Below are 25911 nucleotides of genomic sequence, written 5' to 3' on the forward strand. Positions count from 1 at the left end.
TCCGTGCGCCCCACGGTACGTTAGAAAGCATTTGAGCAAATGCTTGACTTTTCTGGACTCGCGACTCTTTTGAGTGCTTGCGTTTTTAAAGAGGTCTCTCGCACCTCTGCACCGATGTCGCAATGGTCGTATGAATCCCGAAATCGGGTTGGGCTACCGACGAATTCACCCTGCACCGGACTGAACTCAGTTTAGCATTTTAAATGCCGCCCTGGAAGGGCGGGGCTTGAAACCCCTAATTTTCGGTCAGTCGGATCGTTGACTGTTCGCTGTTGACTGTTCGCTGTTGACTGTTCGCTCTCAAAGATGTTGTCACAATTTTGGCTGACCTTTCCCGCCTATGCCATCGTTTTCGCCCTCGGCGCGTCCGTGGGGAGTTTCGCCAACGTGGTAGTGTATCGCCTTCCCGCCGGACTGTCGTTACTGTGGCCGCCCTCGAGATGTCCTCGCTGCGGCCATCGTCTCCGACGGCGAGAAAACGTCCCCGTATTGGGTTGGCTGTGGCTTCGGGGACACTGCGCCCACTGTCGCGCCCCCATTTCTCCCCGCTATCCCCTCGTCGAAACCATAACGGGGTTGTTGTTCGTTCTTGTATTTTGGCTGTACGGACTGTCTCTGACCGCCTTCGGCTACGGGCTGTTTCTGACGGGACTGTTGGTGTTATCACTCATCGACTTCGATACCATGACCCTTCCGAACGCCATCACCCAACCGGCGGTCGTGTTGGGTTTAGTGTTTCAAACCGCTGTGGGGTGGCAAAACGGCGCTCCCATCGAAGGCTTGATGGCGGGCGTCGTCGGCGCCGTGGTGGGCGTTTGGCTCGTCGATGCCATTCGTCTCGTGGCATCTGTTGCATTTAAAAAAGAAGCGATGGGCGCCGGAGATGCCAAACTCACGGCGGCCATTGGGGCGTGGTTGGGCTGGAAGCTCATGCTCTTAGGCGGGTTTCTCGGCTGTGCGGTGGGGGCGTGCGTCGGCGGTTTGGCGATGGCGTTGGGTTGGCTGGGTCGATCGCAACCGATGCCCTTCGGACCGTTTCTCGCCCTCGGCGGCGCGATCGCTGCCCTCTGGGGAGACGCGATCGTGCGAGGCTATCTCGAGCTATTTTTTCCCAGCCTAGTCACGTGAGTCCAACCAAGCCCCATGCCCCCATCACGCCATGACTATGACTCCTGAATCGGGCCGTTATATTCGATTTCCACCTGCCAAGTCTCGGGATCGACGGTGACGACGCTTTCGACGGTGTAGGTTTGAGATTCCGGCGCCCGTCCGAGGAAGGTAAAGGTAATCGTGCCGTCTTCGTTGATGTCGTAAGGAGAATCGGCAGACGGGCCGTGCATGGCCGGTTCGGCGCGGTATTCCCCTAAGCCACCGTTGGCTTGTTCGGCCGCTTGACGGGCGTAGTTTTTAGCCCGATTGAGATCCATCGGAGAAATTTCAGCTTCTGCCAACCGAGAGTCGAATTGCGGCGTCACGTTGGCAGCAGCCGGAAGTGTTGTCAGACTGCCGAACAGCACCGCCGCCACAGCGAAGGGCATGGCGGCGTGTTTGAGTCGAGGGAGTGCGAACGAAGTCCCGTAACGTTTCATCATCTCTAATCCAACAAGACAATTTTTCTTCATTTGACGGTATCGCAGCCTTCCAAGGGTCGATCGAGAGTCGCTCCCAGATTGCGATCTGACACAGTGGAGGTGCTTTCGACACCGGAATTTGATAGGATGCGATCTGTATCTAAGATCGCACTTTTTATAAGATCGCGAAGATTCGTTAAAGATCCCGAGAAACTTCATGTCTCTATTCGATTGGTTTGCAGACCGGCGCAAATTAAACTCAATGGGTCAAAAACAACAGGAACGCGAAATCGCAGAAGGACTGTGGACGAAGTGCGAGTCCTGCGGGGTTTTGACCTATACCAAAGACCTGCGTGCGAACCAAATGGTCTGTCCCGAATGCGAACATCACATTCGGATCTTTAGCGAGGAGCGAATCGAGCAACTGATCGATCGCGACACCTGGCAGCCTCTCGACGAACACCTCCGTCCGACAGATCCCCTCGGTTTCCGCGATCGCAAAGCCTACCGCGATCGCCTCAACGAATATCAAGGTAAAACTCAACTCAAGGACGCCGTACAAACCGGCTTGGGAGAAATCGACGGTTGCCCCGTGGCCTTGGGCGTCATGGACTTCCGCTTTATGGGAGGAAGCATGGGGTCCGTCGTCGGTGAAAAACTCGCCCGCCTCGTCGAACGCGGGACTCAAGAACGCCGTCCCGTAGTTATCGTCTGCGCCTCCGGCGGTGCCAGAATGCAAGAAGGGATGTTGAGCCTGATGCAGATGGCGAAAATTTCCGGGGCGCTACAGCGGCATCGGGACGCTCGCTTGCTGTACGTTCCCGTTCTCACGCACCCCACCACTGGCGGCGTCACCGCCAGTTTTGCCATGCTCGGCGATATTATTCTGGCCGAACCCAAAGCCACCATCGGTTTTGCCGGACGCCGCGTCATCGAACAAACCCTGCGCCAGAAACTACCGGAAAACTTCCAAAGCGCCGAAGATTTACTCGACCACGGTTTCGTCGATGCGATCGTGCCTCGACCGCAACTGAAAGAGACCCTAGCCCGATTGATGCGCTTGCACGCGACCCCTCCCGAAGCCTTCGACGGCCACCTCAGCCACGTTGGGACTTCGGAAATCGACGTTCCCTCTACCGTGACAAATCCCTAAGACCGACGCGCCAAAGTTGCCGGACTCTGGCATGATATTCATATTGACAAAATGCTCGCCAAATCGGGCGTCCCACGGCTCTGCCGTGGGATAAGTCAACAAGTTTTAGAGGAAAACTATGCTAAAAAGAGTTTTTGGGCTAACCGTAGCCACAGTGTTCTTTGCGTTTCAAATATTTGTCAATAGTGCGATGGCTTTGGATCTCGACGCCGAAACGCGCACGGTTCCCTTGAACGAACAGGGAGACACCGTGACGTTAAGCCTCGAACAAGCCACTCGCGGCCAGCGTCTCTTTGGGGATATCTGCGCTCAGTGTCATCCCCAAGGGATTACCAAAACTAACCCCAACGTGAAACTGGGTCTGGAAGATTTGGCCTTGGCGACGCCCCGTCGCGATAACGTCGAAGCTCTAGTGGATTACATGAAACATCCCACCACCTACGACGGCGAAACCGATATTTCGGAGCTGCACCCGGCCACCTCGAGTTCGGATATCTTCCCCGAAATGAGAAACCTGACGGACGAAGACTTGTTCGACATCGCCGGTCACATCTTGATTCAACCCAAGCTGCGCGGTGTGATGTGGGGAGGCGGCAAGGTTTATAACTAAAACCGGTTGCCTCGATAGGGCTGTCCCGGTGTTCGCGTTCGGACACCGGGATCTGATGTTAGTCATAAAAATTTACATTTTAGAGTATGTCTTTTCGATTGCCGACGACCGCGATGGCGCTGACGGGATGGTTCCGTCACCTGTTCGCGGTTCTCTTGCTTTGTAGCAGTCTCGTTTTGGCGGCGTCTCCAGCAGAGGCGGGGCCAGTCGATCGAGATGTGAAACGGTACTTGGTGTCCGACGGCCCGGCAGCGGTGAAAGCTGATGCCAGCGGCCACACCCGCGAGTTTGACGGAGAAGCCCTCACCCGAGGCCGGGAACTGTTTATGGAAAACTGCGCCTACTGTCACTCTAACGGGTTGACGCTGCCGTTTCCGCCGGTTTCTTTAACCACGGATGATTTAGCCGGCGCCACGCCCCCTCGGGACAATATCGAGGGGTTTGTAGAGTTTATGCGCTTTCCCATGACCTACGATGGGTCGGAACCGACGGTCTGGTGTCGGGAAGTCCCCGAAAGCTGGCTCTCTCGCGAACAACTCGAAGAACTGGCTGCCTTTACCTTGAGCGCGGCGGAAAAAGTCCCCGGATGGGGAACGGTTCCCTCTAAGTTTTAACAATCGGGAGATGGGGGAATCCAACGGGAGGACATTTCCCGATTCGGAGACCTGGCTTCCGCCAAACGCCCGCAGTTACGAACGGCGGGAGGGTACGTCTTGCGGCACGGTCGAACGGCTTGTTTTGCCGTTGGGAAACTCTTCTTCCAATTCTTCGGTGTCCCAGAAATCGTAAAACGGCATTTCCGACTCTGTCATCTCGACCTCTTCGGCCTCCAAGAGGTGGGCGGGGAATTCCACCGAAATATCGGCATCGTCAATCACTGCGCCCAACACCCGAACTCGGTCTTCGGCTTCTTCGAGCATTTCGGCGTATTCTGCCAGCAAGCCGCCTTCCGTCACCCCCGGACGCGCGACGAGAATCATACCGTCCGTGTGAGGTTCGAGTAAGAGTGCGTCGTTACACTGACTCAGAGAGGGCGAGTCTACCACCACGAAATCGAACTGAACGCGGGCTTGGTTGAGCAACTGCCGTAACTCGCTCGATTCGACGATCGCCGCCGCGTGCTGTTGCGGGCCGGGACTGGGAAGCGTGTAGAGGTTGGCCACTTGGGGAACGAAGCGCATCCCGCTTTGGAAATCCCGATAGTGGCGTAAGGGTTCCAACTGGCTCTGAGGGTCGAGGGCGACTTTCAAAGAATCGGCGTTGGAGGGCGATCGCAAATCCGCCTCCACGAGCAGCGTCCGTTTCCCGGCGCGCGCCGAGGCGATGGCTAAATTGTACGCCGTAAAGGTCTTGCCTTCTCCGGCTTTAGCACTCGTTACCAGCACCACTTTCGGCGCTCCCCCTTCTACCCGCCGCAAGTTGCTGCGGAAGCGCTCGTAATACTCCAAATAGGGCGAATCGGGCGCCACGATAACGGGCAGTTGGTTCGGGTCGCCGAACTCCTCGGTGGGGATATGGGGCAGCGTCCCCAACACCAGTAAATCGCGCTCCTGTAGCGCGGCACGCACCTCTTCAACGGTGTAAAACTTACCTTCGAGGGCTGACAGTAAGAAAATCAACGCGCCACCGGCCGCGAGTCCTACGCCGCCCCCGAGCAGCACCAACATGGCCACGTTGGGCGGCTCTTCGGTTTGTTCGACGACTTGCGCTTCCTGAGCGATCGCCAAGTTACCTACCGTTTCAGCTTTCGCCGCTTCTGCATCCACCAGTTGCGCTTGTAATTGGTCGGAGAGGGTTTTCTTCAACATCACCTCCTGCTGTAACCGTTGGCGCTCGAGTTGCAAATCCGGTAAGTTGGCGTAGGTGGCTTTCAACTCCCGTTCGCGCTGCTCGGCTTGGGTCAAACTGCGCGTTAGGGTATCCCGTTGAGTCTGCAACTGTACCAATTTAGCGGCCATCTCTTGCCGCATGGGGTCGAGACTACTGGCTTGCCGAATGGCCTGACTGTCGTACAACGGTGTGACGATCCCTTCACCGCCGAGGACTTCAGAAGCCCGTTGTGCGAACAGTCGTTCCAATCCCTCGAGTTGACGCTGTAATTCCACCATTTGCGGATGTTGCGGCCGCAGGGTTTGTCCGCGCATGGCTTGTTGAGTTTCCACTTGATGGAGTTGGGCCCGCAAGTTACCGAGAATGGGATCGCGACTGAGAGCGGAGGCGGCGTAGGCTTGGGAAACGTTCAACCCCAACTGTTGCTCGAGGCTTTGCATTTGACCGGAAATTTCTTCGATTTTCGATCGCAGTTGCTCTTGTTGCTCTTGGCTGCCGCGAATCTGCGCGACGATCGATCCGTCTTGGGCTAGGGTAATGGCTGCCCCTTGGACGCGATCGAACTGAACCAAGCGGTCTTCGGCTTCTCGGAGGTCTTGTTGGACGTCAGGCAGCCGCTCGTTCAAGGCATCGATGAGGGCTTGCAGGCGAGAGGTATTGAGGAGGTAGCTTTTCTCGACGGCAATTTCCATCAACAAATTAACCACCGCGCTGGCTCGTTCGGGAGTCGAATCGGTATAGATGAGGCGGTAAAATTTCGGCTGCTCCTCGCCAGGGGTACGGAGTTGGGCGGATTTGACTTTTCTCGGATTGACGCCGAGTTGTTCGCTGACCGCTTCGGCGGTCGTGTCGTCGATGAGATAGTCTTGGGTTAAAGCTTGTTGTCCTTGTTCTTGAATGGCCGGCCCGGTTTCGGACAAAATCACAGGTTGTTCGTTCAAATTCATGACCCCTGTGGCTTTGTAGTTGGGGGGCGGTGGTTCTTGCAATCCCATCAATCCCGCCACACCAACGGCTAGGGCAAAGACGCCGAACCCTGCGATTTTATACTTGGCGAATGCAATACCGTACCGTTTGACGATAGAAGGAGCCACGATCGATCTACCTGCGTGCAACTATTTTTATCTTAAGCGATACGCGATGGCTTGGGGTACGCGATCGACCCTCTTCAGGACGATGGTGTACTGAGAACGGGCGATTGTCGAGGGCAGACTTGAGATTCGATCGCTCTTGTTAATTGTTGTTATTGTTGTCAGTTCCCGTCGGACGGAACAGGTTATCGGCACTGTTCGAGAGTTGGTCGAAAAACAGCAAAAATCCGAGAACGTCGCGGAACGGTTGCGTAAAGTTATTTAAGAAATTCCCCAAGGAGGCGATAAAGTTGCGGCCGACCACCACCACGTCTTTATCCTGAAGGATGGGATTTTCTTCGGGATTGCCCAAAATTGCTTCTCGTCCGTCGTAATGGGTCGTGACGGCTTCTCCGAGGTCTTCGTCAAAGCGAATCACGGCGACGCGACTCAAGCGAGCGGCGTTGAGGGGAACGCCGCTGAGAACATCGGCCAGGGTACTGCCGTTTGGTAACGCTTGGGTGCTGGCCGCATTGCTAGGATAACTGAGAACGCGCACGATGATTTGTTCTTGTGCCAGGGTCGATCGAGCCGCTAGGTCGAGTTCGTAGGCTTCCCGTTCTTCGGCAGTCAGTTCGGGAACGACCACCACATCCCCGTCTTCGAGCAAAATTTCCGGTAACGCTTCGCCAAATACCAGAGGCGAAAACAAATCCACTTCCCGTTCGAGGGTCGTTCCGTCGTCGAGGGTGCGTCGCAAGATCGTGCGGCGCAGGTTGGCGGTGACTTTCGTTCCTTGGGCGGCCAGAATTGCCGTATCGATGGCTGGCGGGGGAACGGGGGGAAAGTCGTAAAATCCCGGTCGGGCGACTTCGCCGATGACGGTGACGGCGATGGGTTCTTGTTGGGGCGCCGACAAGGCAGATCGATCGATGACTTGGCGGTTGTAGTCTCCGGCAAAGGTGCGATCGCGGCGGGGAACCACGATAACGTCTCCGTCTCGCAAGCGTAAATCGGGAATTGCCGTGCCTTCGATGAGCGGTTCGTACAAATCGAGGCTTTGAGTGAGGGTTCTGCCGTCGCCGAGGGTGCGCCGGACGGTGACCCGGCGCAAGTCCGCATCGATGGTGACGCCTCCGGCGTTGAGAATCGCTTGCACCAGGGGCGCGTTGGGGGGAATGGGGAAAAAGCCGGGACGGGCTACTTCTCCCGTCACCGTCACTTGAGCTTGACGGGGGGAGGCCAACACCACTTGTACGTCCGGGTTGACGACGTAGTTATTCAGTTCCTGCCGCAGTTTTTGGGTGGCTTCTTCCACCGTCAGCCCTTGTAAAGAAACTGTCCCCAGCAACGGCATGAAAATCGTCCCTTGAAAGGATATTTCGGCGCTGGTGGTCAGGTCTTGAAAAGGCGGTTGGACGACGACGGAGAGGGCGTCGCCGGGAGCGAGGCGATAAACGTCCCAGTTTTCACCACTGATAGGGCCGCGGCGGCTGTCCTCCTCGGGAAGCAGAGGGGACAAGTCTGGAGGGGTGAGGGGGCGAACGAGGCGCTGGCGCACCTGTTCTTCTAGGTACTCCACCATCTGGCGGTGTTGGACTTCACCGGATAGCTGTAGGCGCGTCCAAACGGGTAAGGTTGAGGGAATGGCATCGAGGTCGATGTCCTCCTCGTCTTCGCTTTCAGATCGGGTGAGATCGGGCGGGACGAGTTCCGTTTCGGTTTGCGCGATCGCCTCAGTTAGGGGCAATCCCCACAGCGTCAACAGGACGGCTTCGGTGAGAACTGCCACGAGCGATCGCCAGTTCGATTTGGGTTGCCCTTTTCCCATGCAGCGATTCCTCAAGACCGTTGGTTCCCCGTGGAGGGGGACAGCGTTCGAGACGGCTCGACAAACGCTTTGTCCATCAACGCCTTTTGCACCCGCGACGCCAAACTTTCAATTAGCGGTCTGGCGTTTTTGATGTCCCCCAAGGGTTCGATGGGGGTCATCACGCAAACCGCCACCCAAGGCTCTCGGCGACCGTCTAACCGCGCCCGACGGTCGGCTTGAAACCAGCGCGTCAGGCTGGGATGTCCCCCCGTTTCCCAAGCGTACCATTGGGCGATGGCGTAGGTTTTTTGAGCGGTCCAGCCTCGGAAAAATCGCACGGTCACGGTGGCTTCGGTGCCGTCGTCGGCGGTGGCGTCAAACTGGAACTGACGTTGGTTGTCTTCTTTCCACTCTCCTTGAGCGTTCCCCAAGCCGCGAATGTCGGTCCATTCCATTTGCGGCTGCGATCGCGTGCCGCTGTGTCCTTTTTGAGGGTGCAGCAACACCGTCGCCTGGCCGGGATCGTAAGGAAGGCTGGCGGGATCGTCCCACATGAGCGTTTGCATGACCCAAGCCCCCGATCCTAAATTTACCGTTCTCAGGTCGACGGTAGTCCATCCGGACAGTTCGAGTCCGGTGTCGTTGAGTTTTTGTAAGCCACTCAGTTCGGCGGGTTGGGCTTCGCGAAACGGGAGTTGTCCCCGGATGTAGTTGGGAATGGCGACGGCCAGCAACAGCAGGAGGAAGAGGACGATCGCCGCGAGGGCAAAGGGGGACGATCGCCGGAGAAATTTAGGGAACGGGGCGGATTTTTCCACGATTAGCTTTGACAACGAACAGCAAGCGGTCTTCGAGAATTGCTTCTAGGCTACACGGACTCGATGGTATCGGAACCGGACAGAGCCTCGCGCAATCGTTCGATCGCCGCCAGGGTTGGAATCAAGGCTAACAGCATAAATGCGGAAATCGCGTCGCCGCCCCAGCCTTCGTGTAGCCAGTGAAACAACTCGTCTCGTCCAGTTCCGTAAAACAGGGTGAGGAAGGTGTTTCGCAAAATGTTGGTGATGACGCTAATCGCCACGGCGCACAGTAAAAAGACGACCGTGGTTTTTTTAGATTTCAACGAACCCGTCCAATACAGCAGCATCAACGCCACGTAAAGGGTGGTAAACAGCATTTTGAACCCGGCGCAGTGGGGTGCGACTTCCACGACGCGACCGCCGACGAGCAGTAGGATATCTTGAACGGTCACGTCCAATCCCCATTGGGTCAGGATAAATCCGGCGGTTCCGGCGATGAAGCTTTGTAGGGGTTCGGAAAACGGCGCGATGAGATAGGGCAGGTCGTTGGGCGTCGCCAGCAACACCAGCAGCCAGGGAAACGCCATGAGTTTAAAGCCGGGATGACCTTTTAATCCCAGAGACAATCCGGCGAGGACGATGGGAAAGGAAAGGTTGACGAAATCGGGCATTCGACTGACGTACAGGACGCCACCCAAACCTAGTAAGACGGCGCCGAGGGGGTTGAAGCGATCGTCGAGGTCTCGCCAGCGATCGCGTTTCGTCCAGATGATATAGGCGGCGAAGGGCAAGCCGATGATGCCGTGGCTGAAGTATTCGTGTTCGAGGCTGATGGTTTTGTTGAGCCAGCCGTCGTACCAGTGGGCGATGAGGGGCAGGTACATCAACGCCAGCAGAACGCTGAGTATGAGTTCGCTGGGGTAGCGATCGAACGAGGTTTTGAGGGTCGTTTGTAATTTCATAACCGAGGTCTCAACCAACTGTTAGGAGGGTTGTGCGATGCGGTTTTCTTCAAGTTTACGAGCCAGCGGTGGCGACGGGATGGCGAACGGCGGTTTCGATCGCCCCCACGACGCGATCGATCTGCGCCTCGCTCAAGCCGGGATACATCGGCAGGGAGAGAATTTGACGGGATAGGGTCTCGGAATGGGGAAAACGCCCTTCCTCGTAACCGAGGTCTCGATACGCGGGTTGTAAATGACAGGGAATCGGGTAGTGAATGCCGGTTTGAATGCCCTGTTGGTCGAGTTCGGCGGCCAGTTCGTCCCGCGTCAGAGGCGACTCGTCGGTGACGCGCAGGACGTAGAGGTGATAGACGTGACCGCCTTGGCTGTCGTTCCGCAGGGGGACGATACCGCACTCTCGTAAGGATTCCAACTGTCGATCGTAACGGGATGCGGCTTGGTTGCGCTGGCGGTTCCAGTCTCTTAAATGGGGCAGTTTGACGTTGAGAATCGCCGCTTGTAGGGTATCGAGGCGGCTGTTCGTCCCGCGATAGGCGTGAACGTATTTTTGAGGGGCGCCGTAGTTCCGCAGGGCTTGCAGGCGTTCGGCGATGGGGCTGTTGTTTGTAACGGTAATTCCCCCGTTGCCACCTGCGCCGAGGTTTTTACTGGGGTAGAAGCTAAAGGCGGCGGCGGTTCCCACTGACCCGGCGGTATAGCCTTCTCGCTGGGCGAGGTGGGCTTGGGCGGCGTCTTCAAAAATCAGCAGGTCGTGTTTTTCGGCGAGGGCTTGTAAACCTGATGGAGACACCATTTGTCCGTACAGGTGAACGGGGAGAATTGCTTGGGTACGGGGCGTAATCGCCCGTTCTGCGGCCTCTAGGTCGATGAGGGCGGTGTTGGGATCGCAATCGACGAGGACGGGGGTCGCTCCGGCGTGTAAGACGCCGATGAGGGTGGCGATAAAGGTGTTGGCGGGAACGATGACTTCATCCCCCGTTCCGATGCCGCAGGCGCGGAGTCCGAGGGCGATGGCGTCGGTTCCGCAGGCGACGCCGATGCCGTATTCGACGCCGCAAGTTCTGGCGAAATCCCGCTCGAAGGCTTTGACGGCTCGTCCGAGGATGAAGTCGCCGCGATCGAGTACGTCCCGCACGGCCGCCTCGATTTTCTCTTGTAGGGGTTGGTGCAGGGCGTGTAAATCGACGAACGGGACGGGGGTGGGGGGTTGACTCATCAGGGGTAACACCATTTTTTGGGACAGTCCTTTCCCAACTGTAGCTCGGAGATTCTGGCAGTTGGGGCGATGTTTTTTAAAGTTTTTTTAAAAATTTGACGGGATGGTTTCAGGGGGTTTGAAGAGACGGGTTGAAGGGATTTGGTTCGTAAATACGGAGGAAATGGAGAGTTTTAATCCCTAAATTTTAGCCAATTTAACTGCAAAATAGCTCGAGAAAATACCCGATTGAATTGGTTGCTTCAATTCAAAAAATATTGTTTTTTATGTTTATAAATAGTTTTTTATGAGTATCAAAAAAAGGGATATTGATGGGTTTATTGATTGAGATTCTCTTGAATTTGGCGTTCGATCGCTGCGGTAACGAGTTCGTTTCCGAAGGGACTTAAGTGGATGTGGTCTCGATAAAGGGAGTCGATCGAATCCTGTTGGTTGAAGAGAGAAAGAAAGTCGATATAGGGAATTTGAAGGGTTTGGGTCAGTTGTAACAAGCGTTGGCGGGCTTGAATTTCGTAATCGCGAGATCCGGGTTCTCCTAATTCTCGTTTGAGGGGCGTCATCACGAGAAGAAATTCAACGTTGTCGGCGAGTAATCGCTCGTGAATTTGTTCGATCGCCGTTAAATTAGCGCCGACGATATCTTTTTCTTCGGGGGCGGCGTTCTCGAATTCGGGAAATTGAGGGGCGGGAAGAACGTAGCGGGAGAGAACTTCCACCCAAGCTAGGGGCGGATAGCGATCGGGATAGCTGCGATCGCGCCCCACTTTCAGCGAACTCGGCGCACTGGCGAACAAATCGTCTGTATTGATTAATAAAACAACAACACGAGCGCCAAAAGTGCCGAATTTTTCCAAATAGGCGCGTTCGTTGCGCGGTCCCCAGGAATTCGCGGAGGCGTTGAGGACTTCTACGACGGGAGAAATCGGGGCTAAACGCCGTTGTAAAATCGCGGAAATCGTCTCGTTTCCGTCGGTCCACCAACCGCCGTTGGCGATCGAATCCCCGAGAAGTAAAACCCTCAAGGTATCGGGATTGGGAGTTGGTGCGATATCCTCAGAACGCATGGAATAGCGGTTGATCTCGATGCGATTTCCCAAACGGCGGGTCTGTTGGTTGGGTGCCAAACGATAGCCAATGGTGTCGTCGGCGACGTACAATGGCGGTTTGCCAAAACCAAACAATACTCGCAAGCCGATTTCGATGGCGACGGCCAATCCCGCAATCGCTAACAGTACCACCAACGCGAGTTTCAAGGGCGTTTTCTCCTGTCGTCCTACCTCCTACAGTTTAAACGAGCGACACTGAACCCCCTATAATCCATATAAGACGGGCCGAGTTCGCTCGAAATCGATCTCGTTGAGAGATCGCCTCGACGGATATCCGTAAGGCACAGGGCGATCGCATCCGACCCGAGGGGCGACCCGACGGGCGAACCGCCGAGACGCGCCCTCTTCCCGTGACCGAGCGACAGTGTCGTCGGTCGCCGCTTCTGTTAGCACTTTCATCGAACACCCCTAGTCACTGACTCCGAGACAAGCAAAAACGTGGACTTCGAGCAGATTTTCAAAACCCCCAATCCCATTATTGGAGTCGTACATTTATTGCCGTTACCCTCCTCGCCGCGATGGGGGGGGAGTCTGAAAGCGGTGATCGATCGAGCCGAACGCGAAGCAGCCGCCCTCGCGGCCGGTGGTGTAGACGGTATCATCGTTGAGAACTTCTTCGACGCGCCCTTTACGAACTCCCGCGTCGATCCGGCGGTGGTCAGCGCCATGACGTCGATCGTGGAACGGTTGCGCGGTATCGTGACGATTCCCATCGGCGTGAACGTCCTCCGCAACGACGCCCACAGCAGCCTCGCGATCGCTACTTGCGTGGGGGCGAAATTCATCCGCGTCAATGTTTTGACGGGGGTGATGGTGACGGATCAAGGCATTATTGAAGGCTGCGCTCACGATCTGATGCGCTACCGCCGAGAACTGGGCAGCGACGTGCAGATTTTCGCGGACGTGTTGGTCAAACATGCCCAGCCCTTGGGAACCCCCAGTCTCACTTTGACGGTGCGCGAAACCATCGAACGGGGTTTGGCAGATTGTGTCATTCTCTCGGGAATGGCCACGGGGATGCCGCCGAGTTTGGAAGATTTGGAACTGGCGAAACACGCCGCCCGCAACAAGCCGGTTTTGATTGGCAGCGGCGCCACTTGGGAAAATATTTCGGAATTGATGCAAGCGGCGGATGGGGCGATCGTGTCGAGTTCCTTGAAGCGACATGGCAACATCGAAGCCCCGATCGATCCGATTCGCGTCGGTCAGTTTGTAGACGCCGCTCACAACAGCGTCGATCGCAATAGTTCCATCGCTCCGTCTCCGTCCTATAAAAAAGTGCCGTCTTAAAAAAGCTGAAAAACTCGGGAAACATCCTACGGAGAACCGCTATGACTCGCCGACGTTCGATCGATCGTTTTTATCGCTGGTCTCGCCCGTTGATGGGATCGATCGCCCTGTTGGGCGCTTTGGAAACCACGGTGTTAACGGTGGTGAAGCTGACGAACAACGTCGCCGCCATCTGTCCGACGGAAGGGTGCGATCGCGTGTTGACTAGCCCCTACGCTACCGTTTTCGGACTTCCGCTGACGGTGTTCGGCTTCCTGGGATACGCAGCGATGACGATTTTCGCCTTCGCGCCCTATTCCTTCGACCCGCAGGAGAACCGCCGCCGTCGCGATCGAGTCGATCGAATCACCGGATGGGCGTTACTCGTCGGTGGCGCAGTCATGGCCGCCTTTAGCGGCTATTTAAGCTATTTATTAGTCACGGAATTTCAGGAGTTCTGCCCCTATTGCTTCGCGTCAGCCCTCTTTTCTTTTAGTTTGTTCGGACTGGCGGTGTTCGGCCGCGATTGGGAAGACGCGGGACAACCGCTGTTTGCGAGTCTGTTGGTGGGGATTGTCACCCTCGTCGGGGTCACGGGGTTGTACGCGAATGTTTCCCCCACTGTGGCGGCTGCGCCAGAACCCGTCGCCGGGACGAAACAAGCCCCTCCCGCCGTCACTACGGAGTCGGGAACCGCTGAGGTGGAATTCGCGCGATATTTACGGGAAATTGGGGCGCGGACTTTTGGGGCCTACTGGTGTCCCCACTGTTATAGTCAGAAGCAGCTATTCGGACGAGAAGCTTTTGAACTGGTGGACTATATTGAATGCGACCCGCGCGGGGTCAACGGGAAACCCCAGGTTTGTCGTTCGGCGGGAATTCGCGCCTATCCGACGTGGGAAATTAACGGGGAGTTGTACGAAGGGGTTCGGGAGTTAGAGGATTTGGCTCAGTTATCCGGTTATACGGGAAATACAGACTTTCGCCATTCGCTGCGATCGGTGATGTAGCGGCCTTTTCTACCGTGAAAATCGACCGGAAAATTGCTCTCGTAGCGGCGTTGTCTTCAATTTTGAGATTTTTTTGAGGAGTTTTTTTTGAGGAGTTTGGGCTAGATCCCCGGCATCTTCAAGATGCCGGGGATCTGAAGAATATCTAAAGAAATAATTATCAATTAGAATTAGCAATTTGGGTCAGCATTTTAATCTATCTTTAGATAGAATTTATAGATTGCAAAAAGTTGAAAAATTCAAACTTAAGTAAAGTATTTCAAGCTTCTATTAATTTTTGACTGCGTTTTATCCAAAAAATATGGATAATTAAAACCGTAGAGAATAAGTAAAAATATATGAATTGCGGCCGTAAAAAATGGTGGGATCGCGGTGTTATTTATCAAATTTATCCCCTCACCTTCGCAGACGGTAACGGCGACGGCGTGGGAGATTTGCGGGGAATTATCGAACGCTTGGACTATTTAAACAACGGCAATCCCAACAGTCCAACATCCCTCGGCGTCGATGCCATTTGGCTTTCTCCGATTAACAAATCTCCGATGGTCGATAACGGGTACGACGTGAGCGACTATCGGGAAATCTGTCCGATGTTCGGGACTTTGGAGGAGTTTGACGAACTGCTCGAAAAAGCACACCAGCGCGGCATCAAAATCATTTTAGATTTGGTGCTAAACCATACCTCGGACCGACACGATTGGTTTCTCGAGTCGCGATCGAGCCGCGAGAATCCCAAAGCGGACTGGTATTTGTGGCAAGAAGGTTATAAAGACAATCCGCCCAATAACTGGCTGTCCTATTTCGGCGGTTCGGGTTGGACGTTTTGTGAGGAACGGAACCAGTATTATTTTCATACGTTCAACCCCAACCAACCGGATCTCAACTGGCGCAATCGGGAGGTTCGAGAAGCGGTGTTCGATCTCGTGCGGTTTTGGCTCGATCGCGGCGTGGATGGGTTTCGCTTAGACGCTTCGAGTGCCTATAGCAAAGACCGATACTTCCGCGACAATCCGCGAAAATTCGCCTCCAGCGACAAAAACGCTTATAACAACTACCATCACCTCTACGAGAAAAATTTACCGGAAAACCACGAAATCGTCCGCGAAATCCGGCAAATTATCGATGAATACGACGATCGCCTCCTCATCGGCGAAACCTTCATCGACAACCGACTTTACGAGTCCGTGGCGTTTTACGGCGTCAATCATGACGAGTTGCATCTACCGTTTACGTTCGAGTTTGCGTTTAGTCCCTGGTATCCCGGTCATTTGCAAGGGGAAATCGAACGCAAAGAACTCCTGACGCCGGAAGGGGCGCAACCGGTGTATTTCTGGGACAATCACGACATTCCGCGACATCTTTCGCGGTGGGTAGACTGTAGTTTGTGCGTCGATTCGATGGCGATCGCGATGGCGGCGGCGACGCTGTTACTGACGGTGCGGGGAACGCCGGTGTTGTACTACGGTCAGGAAATCGGGATGGTGGACTACGACGATATTCCCTTGGAACTGTCGCGGGATCAGGCGATCGCACCGAATCCCGAAAGCGGCGAAGTTCCCGAACGGCGGGACGGGGCGCGGACGCCGATGCAGTGGGACGATTCGCCGCAAGCGGGGTTTAGTTTCGGGAAAAATCCTCAACCTTGGTTGCCCGTTCACCCCAATTATAAAGAGGTGAACGTGGCGGCGCAGCTAAAGGACGAGCGATCGTTGTGGCATTTTTACCGACGGCTCATCGCAGTCCGTCGCAACAGCGAGGCGTTGTTGTGGGGGCGGGTGCAAACGTTAATTCACTATCCCCACGAGCATTTAGCCTATTTGCGGGAAACGGACGGCGAGACGGTGTTGGTAGCCATTAATTTTTCGTTTAAAAAGCCGCTGACCCTGGACGTTCCGATCGATCGCACGGGATGGGAAATTTTGGTTTCGGCTCGCGACAATCGAACGGAGCCGTTTCGAGAGGAAACGGGAACGGCGATCGATCTTCCTGAAACCTTAGAAGCCTTCGAGGTCTTGGTCTTGCGAAAGGTTTAACCCACCGCTCCCTCCATTCCCCCATCATGCCATCATCTCTTCATCCAAAACCCGGCAACATTCGGCGACGCTGCGACCTTCTGTCATGGCCTCCACGAGGGCGTTGTAGGCGTCTTGATGGGTGGAAATGAGGGTTTTGGCTTGGAAAATTGCCCAGCGTTCTCGTTGTACGATGTCGGTGACGGCGGGACGGAGTTGTTTGAAAATTTGACGCAGTTGTACGCGATCGTTGTCTCCGCCGATTTCGTGGGTGTTGTGGAGTTGTTCGGCGGCGATTCCCGCCATCCAGACTTTGGCGTAGCGATCGAGGGTTTGGGCGGAAATGGTACCCTGTTGCAGTTGTTCGAGGAGATGCGCGTCGTCGAACTGAACGCCGCCGTAGCCGCGATAGCCCCGTTTGACGGCTTCCCAGGCGCTTAGGGTGTAGTCGGCGATGGGGATTTCGAGGAGATAGGCGACGAGGAAATGTCCGGCTTCGTGACGGACGATGTGATCGCGGCGATCGCTGGTGGTATTCCCCAGCCAATCCAGTAATACCATCGTTCCTTGACCGTTAAAGCCCAAGGTGTCTACCGTCGCCAGTCCCAAAATGACGAATACGGTAGCGGCGGGAACGACGGGGGAAAGGTTCACCATCGGACCGACAAGGGTAAGCATGGTCATGCTGAAAATGCCGATGGCTAAGATGTTGAGAGAGAGTGGATTCATAAAACCGATTTTTTATACTTGATTTGCGTTAATGTCAATACTTTGTCGTAAATTGTAATAGTTTTTTAAAAAAAAAGAAAATAGACAGTTCGATCGAGGGTTGCATCAGATCCCCGGCATCTCCAAGATGCCGGGGATCTGGAGACTTATACAGGAATTTGCGTAGAATGTCATTTTTTTTTGTAAATTGTAATAGTTTTTTTTAAAACAAAGAAAATCGAGGGTTGACGTCGGGGCGTTGTGGACGACGCCCCGACGGTAGAATTAGCCGACGACAGCGGTTTGGAACCATTCATTTTCGCGAATCGAGGCGAAATCCGGGTTCGATTGCGCTTGGGCTTTCAACTCAGAATTGAGTTCGATGGCCTTTTTCAGATTTTCAATCGCTTGTTCGCCGTAACCGACGAGGGCGAAACAGCGAGCTTTTCCGTACCATCCGTTGGGAAAGTCAGGACTGACTTCAATGGCTCGATCGTAAGAAGAGAGAGCTTCCTCAAACCGTTGCAGTTGGGCGTATACCGCGCCCCGTTCGCAGAACGGTAAGGGATGGCCGCCATCGATTTCGATCGCTTTATCGAACGCGGCCAGGGCTTCCGTATGTTGACCCGCCGCCGCCAGTTCCCGCCCTTGACGCAAGTGCATTTCAAACACATCCTTGAGGCGAGTTCCCAACCGTTCCTGTAAATCCATCGAATTTTCGATGGTGTGGCGGGCGTTGTCCATGACGTTCTGTACCGACAACGCCATCGACACCATATCCTTCAACTGTCCCGGTTCCTGAGTCGCTAACGCGCCGCCCCCGTCGGGAAGAGACGGACGAGTCTCGAATTCCGCTTTTAACTCGCGGCTGACTTCATCTTTCAAATCGTGACTGAGGCGGTCTTCCACAATTTCAACCACTTGGTCGATGGCGTTGCGGCGCATCGTCCACAGCAAAATAATGCCGACGATGGGGAAGAGAATCAACAACAACAGGAGAATATTCAGCAGGCTAAAAGTCCACGAAAAATTATCGTCTACGGCGTTGTCGATGGCGTCGCGGACGGCATCGCTATCTTCGAGACTTTCTTCAACAATTCTTTCGATTTCCGAGCGATCGATCGCAGCGGGGGCGGGTGCGGCGGGTGCAGTTTGAACGGCGGCCGGAGGGGCGGGGGGTTGCGGAATCGGCGTCGGCGTTGCAGTGGGTTGAGGCGGCGTCACCGTTTCCGGTTGGGGGGCGGTGGGGGCGGTATCAGGGGGAGTTTGGGCGGTGGCGGCTTCGACGGACACCAAAAGCGTCGAGAGGAGGAAAAGCGAAGCGTGTTGAAGTTTCATAAGCCTTACCTGTGTTGGGATGAGTCCGTAAAAAATGGATAAATTATTCGTAAATCAAGGTTTTAAACCGTTCGTCTTCCCGAATTCCGTCGAAGGCGCGATCGGTTTTCGCTTGTTCTCGATACGGATGGGGTGCCAAACGAACAGCTTCTTCTAACGCAGCGATCGCCGGAGCGACAAAGCCGCCAACGCTATAGCAACAAGCTTTGTTATACCAAACGTCGGGGGCGTTCGGTTGAATCGCCGTGGCCCGATCGAACGCAGAAATGGCCTCCTCGTACTCTTGAAGTTTCGCCAGGAGACGACCGAAATAGAACCACGCCGCCGGGTCGTTGGGGGTGAGTTCCGTAGCGCGAACGTAGGACTGGCGGGCTTCCTCGTCCCGTTCTAAGGCCAGTAAAGACGCGCCGCGATTTTTCCAGGCTTCCGCGTAATCTGGCTTGACTTGAGCGGCTTTGGCGTAGCAAGGAAGCGCCTGTTCGTGGCGGTTAGTTGCAGCGAGAGCCAAACCGCGATTGTTCCAAGCTTCGGCGTAGTCGGGTTTTTGCTTGACGGCGCGGTTGTAGGAGGCGATCGCTTCCTTGAACTGTCCCAGTTCCATCAACGCCAAACCGCGATTGTTCCAGGCTTCCACGTAATCCGGTTTGAGTTGTACCGCGCGATCGTAAGAGGTGAGGGCTTCCTCGAACTGGCGCAGTTTCGTCAAGGCGCCGCCTCGGTTGTTCCAGGCTTCGGGATAGTCGAATTTGAATTCCAAGGCGCGATCGTAGGATTCGATGGCGGCGTCGAAGCGTTGTAGGTGGAACAGGGCGCTACCGCGATTGCTCCAGGCTTGATGGTAATCCGGTTTTAAGGCGAGGGCGCGATCGTAAGCTTCGATCGATTCGGCGTATCGCTGGCTGAAAAACAGCGCGTTCCCCTGGCGACAAAATTCTCGGGCGCTTTCGTCGTCGCGGGGTGGCGTTCCCGATGGGGGCGGCGGTGGAATCCGTTTGGTCGTGGAGGATTGGGGGGTGGTTCCGTTTACGGAGTCTTGAGGTTCGAGATCTTTCTCATTTTCAACGTCCGCGTCCTCTTCTTCCTCGTGGAACAAGGCTCTCAATCGTTGGGGATCTTCGGGTTGCGGGGCTTCTCGGACGGTTTGGGGCGTTTCCGCTTCTTCCTCGAAGAGCAAACTCATATTGTGAGGGTTGGGGGAGTCGAAGAGGGTTTCTTCCTCGTCTTCCTCTTCCTCGTCTGTGAGGATTTCGTCGCTGAGGATGCGATCGCGCTGTGAGAATTCTTCCTCCTCTTCAGGTTCTTCGCGGCTTTCCTCGTCTGTGAGGATTTCGTCGCTGAGGATGCGATCGCTCTCGGAGTCTTCCTCCTCTTCGAGGATTTCGTCAGTGAGGATGCGATCGCTCTCAGAAACCTCCTCTGCTTCAGGATCTTCAAGGAGACTCGCCACCTCTTCCTGGGGGGGAAGTGCTTCAGTCGAAGAGTCTTCGAGAATCTCCTCTCCCGACTCCGACGACTCCTGTAACAGTTCCCGTCCGTCGGACACCGTCGCGCGTCGTGGCGGCGGAGGGGGTGGAGTGGGGTCTTCGGCGGGGTTTTCCTCCAGAAATCGATCGTCGCGATGGCGCTGTACTGGGGGCGTCGCCGTCGCCGAGACAGCCGGAAGCGGAACTTCCATTTTATGTTGAATTTCGTCGAGAACCGTTTGCGCCTCGGACACCAAGGAGGTTAACTCCGACATGGCGTCAGCTTTGAGACTTTCGAGTTCCTGGGCGTAGGCGGCGGCTCGATTTTCCAAGCGATTGAGAATCAACCATACCGCGATCGCCCCGAGAATCGGTAACAACGCCAACACCACGAACAGGGCGGTAATTGGCGGCCGGTTGGCGGCCATGGCGTCTTCAATTTCCTCGTCGATGCGATCTCGCAAAAACGTACTTTCGGCTAGGCTGCGTTCGACGTTTTCCCGCAGGAATTCTCGATCGCGAAAAGCCTCTAACTCCTCCCGTTCCTCCTCCGAAAGCGTTTCCGTTTGTCCGTTCTGTTCCTCAGTCGGTTCCGTCGGTTCGACTTGCGCCATCGAACTTCCGGCGATTAAGGCGATCGAGGCCATCGCTACAGCCCAACCTGTCGGATACCGCGCCCAACTCATTCCTTATCCCCTCTTTCCAACCGTTGAAATCTTTTGAACTCTTTTGAACTCTATTGTCAAAGATATTGTCAAAGATATCGTGCGAGAGTTTCCCGTAGTCTACCTCGTCTTCGATCGTCGCGACGGTTTCCCAAACTGCCTCGATCGAGAACGGATATACAGCCCCAGAATTTGATAGAATCAAAATTTGTGTTTTATCAGCGTTTTCTGTTTCCAGCCCAGTCACCCACAAACTGGAAATACCGCAGAAACCGCTGTAGTCCGTCCACCCACCGAGTTTTTCCAAGGAGAAGTCCCCATGGCTCGTATGTACTATGACGAAGATGCCAATCTCGACCTGTTATCCAGTAAAACCGTCGCCATTATCGGATACGGGTCGCAAGGTCACGCCCACGCCCTGAACTTAAAAGATAGCGGCATCAACGTCATTGTCGGGCTGTATCCAGGTAGTAAGTCCGCCCCGAAAGCAAAAGAAGCGGGACTGACGGTGTACAGTGTCGCCGAAGCAGCAGAAAAAGCCGACATGATTATGATTCTGCTGCCCGACGAAGTGCAAAAATCCGTTTACACCCAAGAAATCGCCCCCAACCTCAAAGACGGCGATATTCTGGCGTTCGCCCACGGGTTTAACATCCACTTCGGACAAGTGGTTCCCCCCGAAAACGTGGACGTGGTGATGATCGCCCCCAAAGGCCCCGGTCACTTAGTGCGTCGTACCTACGAACAAGGGGAAGGGGTTCCCTGTCTGTTCGCCGTGTATCAGGATGCCTCCGGACAAGCCCGCGATCGCGCCATGGCTTACGCCAAAGGCATCGGCGGAACCCGCGCCGGAATCCTCGAAACCAGCTTCCGCGAAGAAACCGAAACCGACCTGTTTGGCGAACAAGCGGTTCTCTGCGGCGGTTTGAGTGCCTTAATCAAAGCCGGATTTGAAACCCTCGTCGAAGCCGGATACCAACCGGAACTGGCGTATTTTGAATGCTTGCACGAAGTCAAACTCATCGTTGACTTAGTGGTAGAAGGCGGTTTGGCAACCATGCGCGACAGCATTTCCAACACCGCTGAATACGGCGATTACACTCGCGGACCTCGCGTCGTCACCGCCGAAACCAAAGAAGCCATGAAACAAATTCTCGGCGAAATCCAATCCGGTCAGTTCGCGCGGGAATTCGTGTTAGAAAACCAAGCGGGCAAACCTGGCTTTACCGCCATGCGCCGCCAAGAAGCCGAACATCCCATCGAAGAAGTCGGGAAAGACTTGCGGGCGATGTTCTCTTGGCTGAAGAAAAAATAAGTCGAAATAGACTGTTTTGCTGTAAAAAATCGAGAATTTTGTAGTTAAAAAAACTGCTTAAAAAACAGTTTTTTTGTATAATCTATCTCGGTTTTTTTCGGCTTATTTTTGAGTTTTGGTAAGTGGTGACTTACCAACCGCAAGTCCCCCGGTATCTAGAAGATATCGGGGTTTTTTACAGAGAACCAGGAAGAGAGGGATTTCCAACAGTGCGATCGATCGCGTTTGGGTGCATCTGAATTTTGTAAAAACATGAAGCTCTGGGTAGGTTGTATAAACCTCCGTGGAACCCAACAGCCGCTCGCTCGAGTCCGTCAGCTTGTCTGCGATGAATTTAAATTATTGAGATGCAGCCATCGCGTTCGATATCGATGCAGAACGTCATAAATCGGGGAAATCCCAGAAAATCTGAGTTCTCAATCCCTACGCAGAAACCCGGTTTCTTTACAGAATTCTGTGATTTCAGCGTCAGGGTCAGAAGGAGAAATCGGGTTTCTTGGGCGACAAGTGCCGAACTCCTGTCTCAATCCAGATTTGAGAAAGTTCGATACGCACCCCGCCCCGTCTCCCGTATCCTATATTTATTAAGTCAAAAGTTTGCAACGTCGAAACTAATGGTCACAGAACGCACAATCCCCACGTCCTACAGCAATACGGCTGAAATCAGCCGGGAAGAAGGGCTGCGAGTCTACGAAGACATGGTTTTAGGGCGCTTCTTCGAGGACAAGTGCGCCGAAATGTACTATCGCGGTAAAATGTTCGGCTTCGTTCACCTCTACAACGGTCAAGAAGCCGTATCCTCCGGCGTCATCCAAGCCATGCGCCCCGGCGAAGATTACGTTTGCAGCACCTACCGCGACCACGTTCACGCCCTCAGTTGCGGCGTTCCCGCCCGGGAAGTGATGGCGGAACTGTTCGGAAAATCCACCGGATGCAGTAAAGGGCGCGGGGGGTCGATGCATATGTTCTCGGAACCCCACCGACTCCTCGGCGGTTATGCGTTTGTCGCCGAAGGTATTCCCGTGGCGATGGGGGCGGCGTTCCAAGTGCGCTATCGCAAGGAAGTGATGGGGGACGACTCCGCCGACCAAGTGGTGGCTTGCTTCTTCGGCGACGGTGCCAGCAATAACGGTCAGTTTTTCGAGACCCTGAATATGGCGGCGTTGTGGAAGTTACCGATTATTTTCGTCGTCGAAAACAATAAATGGGCCATCGGGATGGCTCACGAACGAGCCACCTCGCAACCGGAAATCTACAAGAAAGCCAGTGTCTTCAACATGGCTGGGGTGGAAGTGGACGGTATGGACGTGATGGCGGTGCGCTCGGCGGCGCAAGAGGCGGTCGATCGTGCGCGGTCCGGGGAAGGCCCCACCCTCATCGAGGCGTTGACCTATCGCTTCCGAGGCCACTCTCTGGCTGACCCGGACGAACTGCGATCGAAAGAAGAAAAAGAAATCTGGTTCTCTCGCGACCCGATTCATCGGTTTGAAACCTATCTGACGGAAGAAAACCTCGCCAGTGCGGAGGAACTCAAGGACATTCAGAAGAAAATTCAAGGGGTCATCGACGACGCGGTGGAATTCGCCGAATCTAGCCCCGAACCTGACGCCAGCGAACTGCGTCGCTTTGTCTTCGCTGAAGACGAGTAAGGTTGTTGCTGGGAAAGATGACAGGAAAACCCCGGTATCGCTGAGATATCGGGGTTGTTTTGGGGGGGGATCTGTCGTTGTGGGTCGATCGATCTACCGCGACAGGGCGGCGAGAATTTCGTCGTCGGTGGAGAAATCCACCTCGGCTTTATCTCGTCCGTTGGCGAGATAGTCGGTTTGGAAGGAATCTTTCAACCCGGAAATCAGGTCGAATGCTGGCGTCCAGTTCAACTCGTCTTGGGCTTTGCGAATGTCGCAGAAGAAATGTTGCGATCGCAAGGGGAACGCCTTGCGTTTGCCGAAATCGAACTGTTTGGGGTCGTAATGCACCAGTTCTAGGGAATCGGCCGATTTCCCCGCCGCCACCGCACAAGCCCTGGCTAAGCCGTCGAAGGTGATGTATCGATCGCCCGAGACGTTATAAATCTGACCGATGGCGGTTTCGTTCCCCAACACCGCCACCATCGCTTTGGCTAAATCGCCGCAATGACCCAACTGGGTGATTTGCATTCCGCTGTCGGGAATGGGAATCGGTCGATCGCGGACGATGCGATCGAAAAACCAGGCTTCTAAAGGATTGTAGTTCAGCGGCCCGTAAATGTACGTCGGACGAATCGAGGTAAAGGGAACCCCCTGTTTGGCTAAATACTCTTCCGTCTCGAATTTCCCGCGATGGCGACTTTCAGGATCGAGGGCGTCCCCTTCTCGGTGGGGCATTCGATCGGATTTGAGGTAAACCCCCGCCGAACTGACGTAGATAAAATGTTGGATTTTGTCTTTAAACAAATCCGCTAACGGTTGCGTGTCGCCGAGTTTGCGGCCGTTGTTGTCGAAAATGGCGTCGAAGGACTCGCCAGAAAGCTTTTCGCGCAACTGTTCGGGGTCCGTTCGATCGCCGTGAATTTCCGAGACCCCCTCGACGGGGGCGCTTTTGTTCCCTCGGTTGAACAAAACCACCTCATGGCCGGCTTCGACTAATTGCTTCGTGAGGTAAACCCCGATAAAGCGGGTTCCACCCATGACTAAAATTCGCATCTGATACCCGTTGAGTTTTTTCGATGAATACGATCGAGCCTGTTGTAGACGTTTGCATCGACGTTACTTGAGCGATCGTATCAAAACTCGTCCGCCGTCCGGAGAAAACGCCGTTGAGAACGGGCGACGGGAAGGGAAAAGCGAAAGACACTCCCCCGTCCGAGTTCGCTTTCGACTTCGATGCGTCCCCCTTGCAGTTCCACCAGTCGCCGGGTAATTGCTAAACCGATTCCCGTTCCTCCGGAATAGCGGTTTCGCGACTGTTCGGCCCGCCAAAATCGATCGAAGACGTAGGGTAAGTCTTCCTCGGCGATGCCGATTCCCCTGTCGCTGACTTCCACCCAGACGGTGGAACCGACCGCCTGCGCCCGCAAGCCGATTTTACCCTCGTCGGAGTAGCGAACGGCGTTTCCGAGTAGGTTGACGAGGATTTGTTCGGTGCGATCGCGATCGGCCCGAACCTCCGGTAAATCCTCGGGACAGTCCAAATACAAACTCAACTCTTCGGGGAGTTGTTCTGAGAGGCGATCGACCAAAGACACTAACAACGGCTGTAACGGCATCGGTTTGGCGTCGATGGTGAGATACCCCGCCTCGGCTTTCGAGAGTTCTTGTAAATCGTTGACTAGCCGTTCCAGGCGTCGGGTTTCCTTGGCGAGTTTGTAATAGGTTTCTGGGGTGGGATTGAGGCGTCCGTCCGCCAGTTCCTCCAGATAGCCCCGCATTACCGTCAGCGGCGTTCGCAGTTCGTGCGTCATGTCGCTAATGAGGGTGCGGCGACGCTGTTCGATATCGATGATGCTGTCCGCCATGCGGTTGAAACTGAGGCTGAGTTGGTTGAATTCGGGAATTTCGCTTTTGGGCATCCGTTCGTCAAATTCGCCTGCGGCAAATTTCTGGGTGATTTGTCGCATTCGCCGTAGGGGTTGGGTGATACGTTTGGAGAGCCAATAGCTGAGGATTCCGGCGGCGGAAGCCCCCGTGATGACCGACCAAAAGGTGCTGCGGTTCCAGGCGATTTCAAAGCCTTTGACGAGATAGGTTTTTACTGAACGCACGCTGAAAAATTCGGTGTGTTCCATGCGTTCGATTTGTAGGAGGAATTGGCGCGGGGAGTAGATTTTGCTAATCAGGATAAAGCTCCCTAAGCCGACGAGCATCACGAGGAGATGGGAGAGAAATAAGCCTCGTCTGACGTTGAATTTCACCATTTTGGAGAGTTTTGGAGGGTTCGTAACAGAGGCACGGAAGACCGGGAGATTTTCAGGGTTTGAAGATTAATTTTTAGATATATTTTGAATACATTTTATGTG

General features: G+C 54.8%; 21 protein-coding genes. 9 read left to right on the forward strand and 12 right to left on the reverse strand.

Features of this window, described 5'->3' with window-relative positions:
- Nucleotides 1-306: 306 nt before the first annotated feature.
- Entirely contained in the window at nucleotides 307-1128 is an 822-nt protein-coding gene (locus tag ACP5D4_RS00005) for a prepilin peptidase (RefSeq protein ID WP_428009555.1), read from the forward strand.
- A gap of 35 nt (nucleotides 1129-1163) precedes the next feature.
- Here ACP5D4_RS00005 and ACP5D4_RS00010 read toward each other — a convergent pair whose 3' ends face one another.
- A complete protein-coding gene (locus ACP5D4_RS00010) occupies nucleotides 1164-1592 on the reverse strand; it encodes a hypothetical protein (RefSeq protein ID WP_428009556.1) in 429 nt (142 codons plus the stop codon).
- A gap of 196 nt (nucleotides 1593-1788) precedes the next feature.
- Here ACP5D4_RS00010 and accD point away from each other — a divergent pair, with 196 nt between their 5' ends.
- From accD to psbV2, 3 genes are all read left to right on the forward strand, one after another.
- Nucleotides 1789-2724: an acetyl-CoA carboxylase, carboxyltransferase subunit beta gene (accD, locus tag ACP5D4_RS00015; protein ID WP_428009557.1), complete on the forward strand. Its 936-nt coding sequence runs from the start codon at nucleotides 1789-1791 to the stop codon at nucleotides 2722-2724.
- Between the two features lie 118 nt (nucleotides 2725-2842).
- Entirely contained in the window at nucleotides 2843-3334 is a 492-nt protein-coding gene (gene psbV, locus ACP5D4_RS00020) for a photosystem II cytochrome c-550 (protein ID WP_428009558.1), read from the forward strand.
- A gap of 86 nt (nucleotides 3335-3420) precedes the next feature.
- A complete protein-coding gene (psbV2, locus tag ACP5D4_RS00025) occupies nucleotides 3421-3948 on the forward strand; it encodes a photosystem II cytochrome PsbV2 (protein ID WP_428009559.1) in 528 nt (175 codons plus the stop codon).
- Between the two features lie 75 nt (nucleotides 3949-4023).
- Here psbV2 and ACP5D4_RS00030 read toward each other — a convergent pair whose 3' ends face one another.
- From ACP5D4_RS00030 to ACP5D4_RS00055, 6 genes are all read right to left on the reverse strand, one after another.
- Nucleotides 4024-6258 (reverse strand): GumC family protein, encoded by a 2235-nt coding sequence (locus ACP5D4_RS00030; protein WP_428009560.1) that lies wholly within the window; start codon nucleotides 6256-6258, stop codon nucleotides 4024-4026.
- Nucleotides 6259-6397: 139 nt separating this feature from the next.
- A complete protein-coding gene (locus ACP5D4_RS00035) occupies nucleotides 6398-8065 on the reverse strand; it encodes a polysaccharide biosynthesis/export family protein (protein ID WP_428009561.1) in 1668 nt (555 codons plus the stop codon).
- 11 nt (nucleotides 8066-8076) lie between these two features.
- On the reverse strand, nucleotides 8077-8865 hold the full coding sequence (locus ACP5D4_RS00040) for a cyanoexosortase B system-associated protein (RefSeq protein WP_428009562.1): 789 nt from the start codon (nucleotides 8863-8865) through the stop codon (nucleotides 8077-8079).
- A 50-nt stretch (nucleotides 8866-8915) separates the two neighbouring features.
- On the reverse strand, nucleotides 8916-9809 hold the full coding sequence (gene crtB / locus ACP5D4_RS00045; protein WP_428009563.1) for a cyanoexosortase B: 894 nt from the start codon (nucleotides 9807-9809) through the stop codon (nucleotides 8916-8918).
- A gap of 55 nt (nucleotides 9810-9864) precedes the next feature.
- Entirely contained in the window at nucleotides 9865-11028 is a 1164-nt protein-coding gene (locus ACP5D4_RS00050) for a DegT/DnrJ/EryC1/StrS family aminotransferase (protein ID WP_428009670.1), read from the reverse strand.
- Between the two features lie 317 nt (nucleotides 11029-11345).
- Nucleotides 11346-12281: an SGNH/GDSL hydrolase family protein gene (locus ACP5D4_RS00055; protein ID WP_428009564.1), complete on the reverse strand. Its 936-nt coding sequence runs from the start codon at nucleotides 12279-12281 to the stop codon at nucleotides 11346-11348.
- 291 nt (nucleotides 12282-12572) lie between these two features.
- Here ACP5D4_RS00055 and btpA point away from each other — a divergent pair, with 291 nt between their 5' ends.
- The 3 genes from btpA to ACP5D4_RS00070 all read left to right on the forward strand — a co-directional run bounded on the left by btpA (nucleotide 12573) and on the right by ACP5D4_RS00070 (nucleotide 16446).
- Nucleotides 12573-13424: a photosystem I biogenesis protein BtpA gene (gene btpA / locus ACP5D4_RS00060; RefSeq protein ID WP_428009565.1), complete on the forward strand. Its 852-nt coding sequence runs from the start codon at nucleotides 12573-12575 to the stop codon at nucleotides 13422-13424.
- Between the two features lie 41 nt (nucleotides 13425-13465).
- Nucleotides 13466-14413, forward strand: coding sequence for a vitamin K epoxide reductase family protein (locus ACP5D4_RS00065; RefSeq protein WP_428009566.1), 948 nt, complete (start codon nucleotides 13466-13468; stop codon nucleotides 14411-14413).
- Nucleotides 14414-14751: 338 nt separating this feature from the next.
- Complete coding sequence (locus ACP5D4_RS00070) at nucleotides 14752-16446, forward strand: glycoside hydrolase family 13 protein (protein ID WP_428009567.1); 1695 nt, start codon at nucleotides 14752-14754, stop codon at nucleotides 16444-16446.
- Nucleotides 16447-16470: 24 nt separating this feature from the next.
- On the opposite strand, the gene ACP5D4_RS00075 is transcribed toward ACP5D4_RS00070, so the two are convergent.
- From ACP5D4_RS00075 to ACP5D4_RS00085, 3 genes are all read right to left on the reverse strand, one after another.
- A complete protein-coding gene (locus tag ACP5D4_RS00075) occupies nucleotides 16471-17154 on the reverse strand; it encodes an ATP-dependent Zn protease (protein ID WP_428009568.1) in 684 nt (227 codons plus the stop codon).
- Between the two features lie 264 nt (nucleotides 17155-17418).
- A complete protein-coding gene (locus ACP5D4_RS00080; RefSeq protein WP_428009569.1) occupies nucleotides 17419-18471 on the reverse strand; it encodes a tetratricopeptide repeat protein in 1053 nt (350 codons plus the stop codon).
- Between the two features lie 43 nt (nucleotides 18472-18514).
- Nucleotides 18515-20620 carry a tetratricopeptide repeat protein gene (locus tag ACP5D4_RS00085; protein ID WP_428009570.1) on the reverse strand — a complete coding sequence of 702 codons (2106 nt, stop codon included), beginning with the start codon at nucleotides 20618-20620 and terminating at the stop codon, nucleotides 18515-18517.
- A gap of 298 nt (nucleotides 20621-20918) precedes the next feature.
- Here ACP5D4_RS00085 and ilvC point away from each other — a divergent pair, with 298 nt between their 5' ends.
- Nucleotides 20919-21914: a ketol-acid reductoisomerase gene (ilvC, locus tag ACP5D4_RS00090; protein WP_428009571.1), complete on the forward strand. Its 996-nt coding sequence runs from the start codon at nucleotides 20919-20921 to the stop codon at nucleotides 21912-21914.
- 614 nt (nucleotides 21915-22528) lie between these two features.
- On the forward strand, nucleotides 22529-23563 hold the full coding sequence (gene pdhA, locus ACP5D4_RS00095) for a pyruvate dehydrogenase (acetyl-transferring) E1 component subunit alpha (RefSeq protein WP_428009572.1): 1035 nt from the start codon (nucleotides 22529-22531) through the stop codon (nucleotides 23561-23563).
- A gap of 93 nt (nucleotides 23564-23656) precedes the next feature.
- On the opposite strand, the gene ACP5D4_RS00100 is transcribed toward pdhA, so the two are convergent.
- A complete protein-coding gene (locus ACP5D4_RS00100; protein ID WP_428009573.1) occupies nucleotides 23657-24598 on the reverse strand; it encodes an NAD-dependent epimerase/dehydratase family protein in 942 nt (313 codons plus the stop codon).
- A gap of 80 nt (nucleotides 24599-24678) precedes the next feature.
- Nucleotides 24679-25809, reverse strand: coding sequence for a sensor histidine kinase (locus tag ACP5D4_RS00105; RefSeq protein ID WP_428009574.1), 1131 nt, complete (start codon nucleotides 25807-25809; stop codon nucleotides 24679-24681).
- Between the last annotated feature and the right edge of the window lie 102 nt (nucleotides 25810-25911).

It is taken from the genome of Baaleninema sp., assembly GCF_049974805.1.
Classification (GTDB): domain Bacteria; phylum Cyanobacteriota; class Cyanobacteriia; order Cyanobacteriales; family Geitlerinemataceae; genus Baaleninema.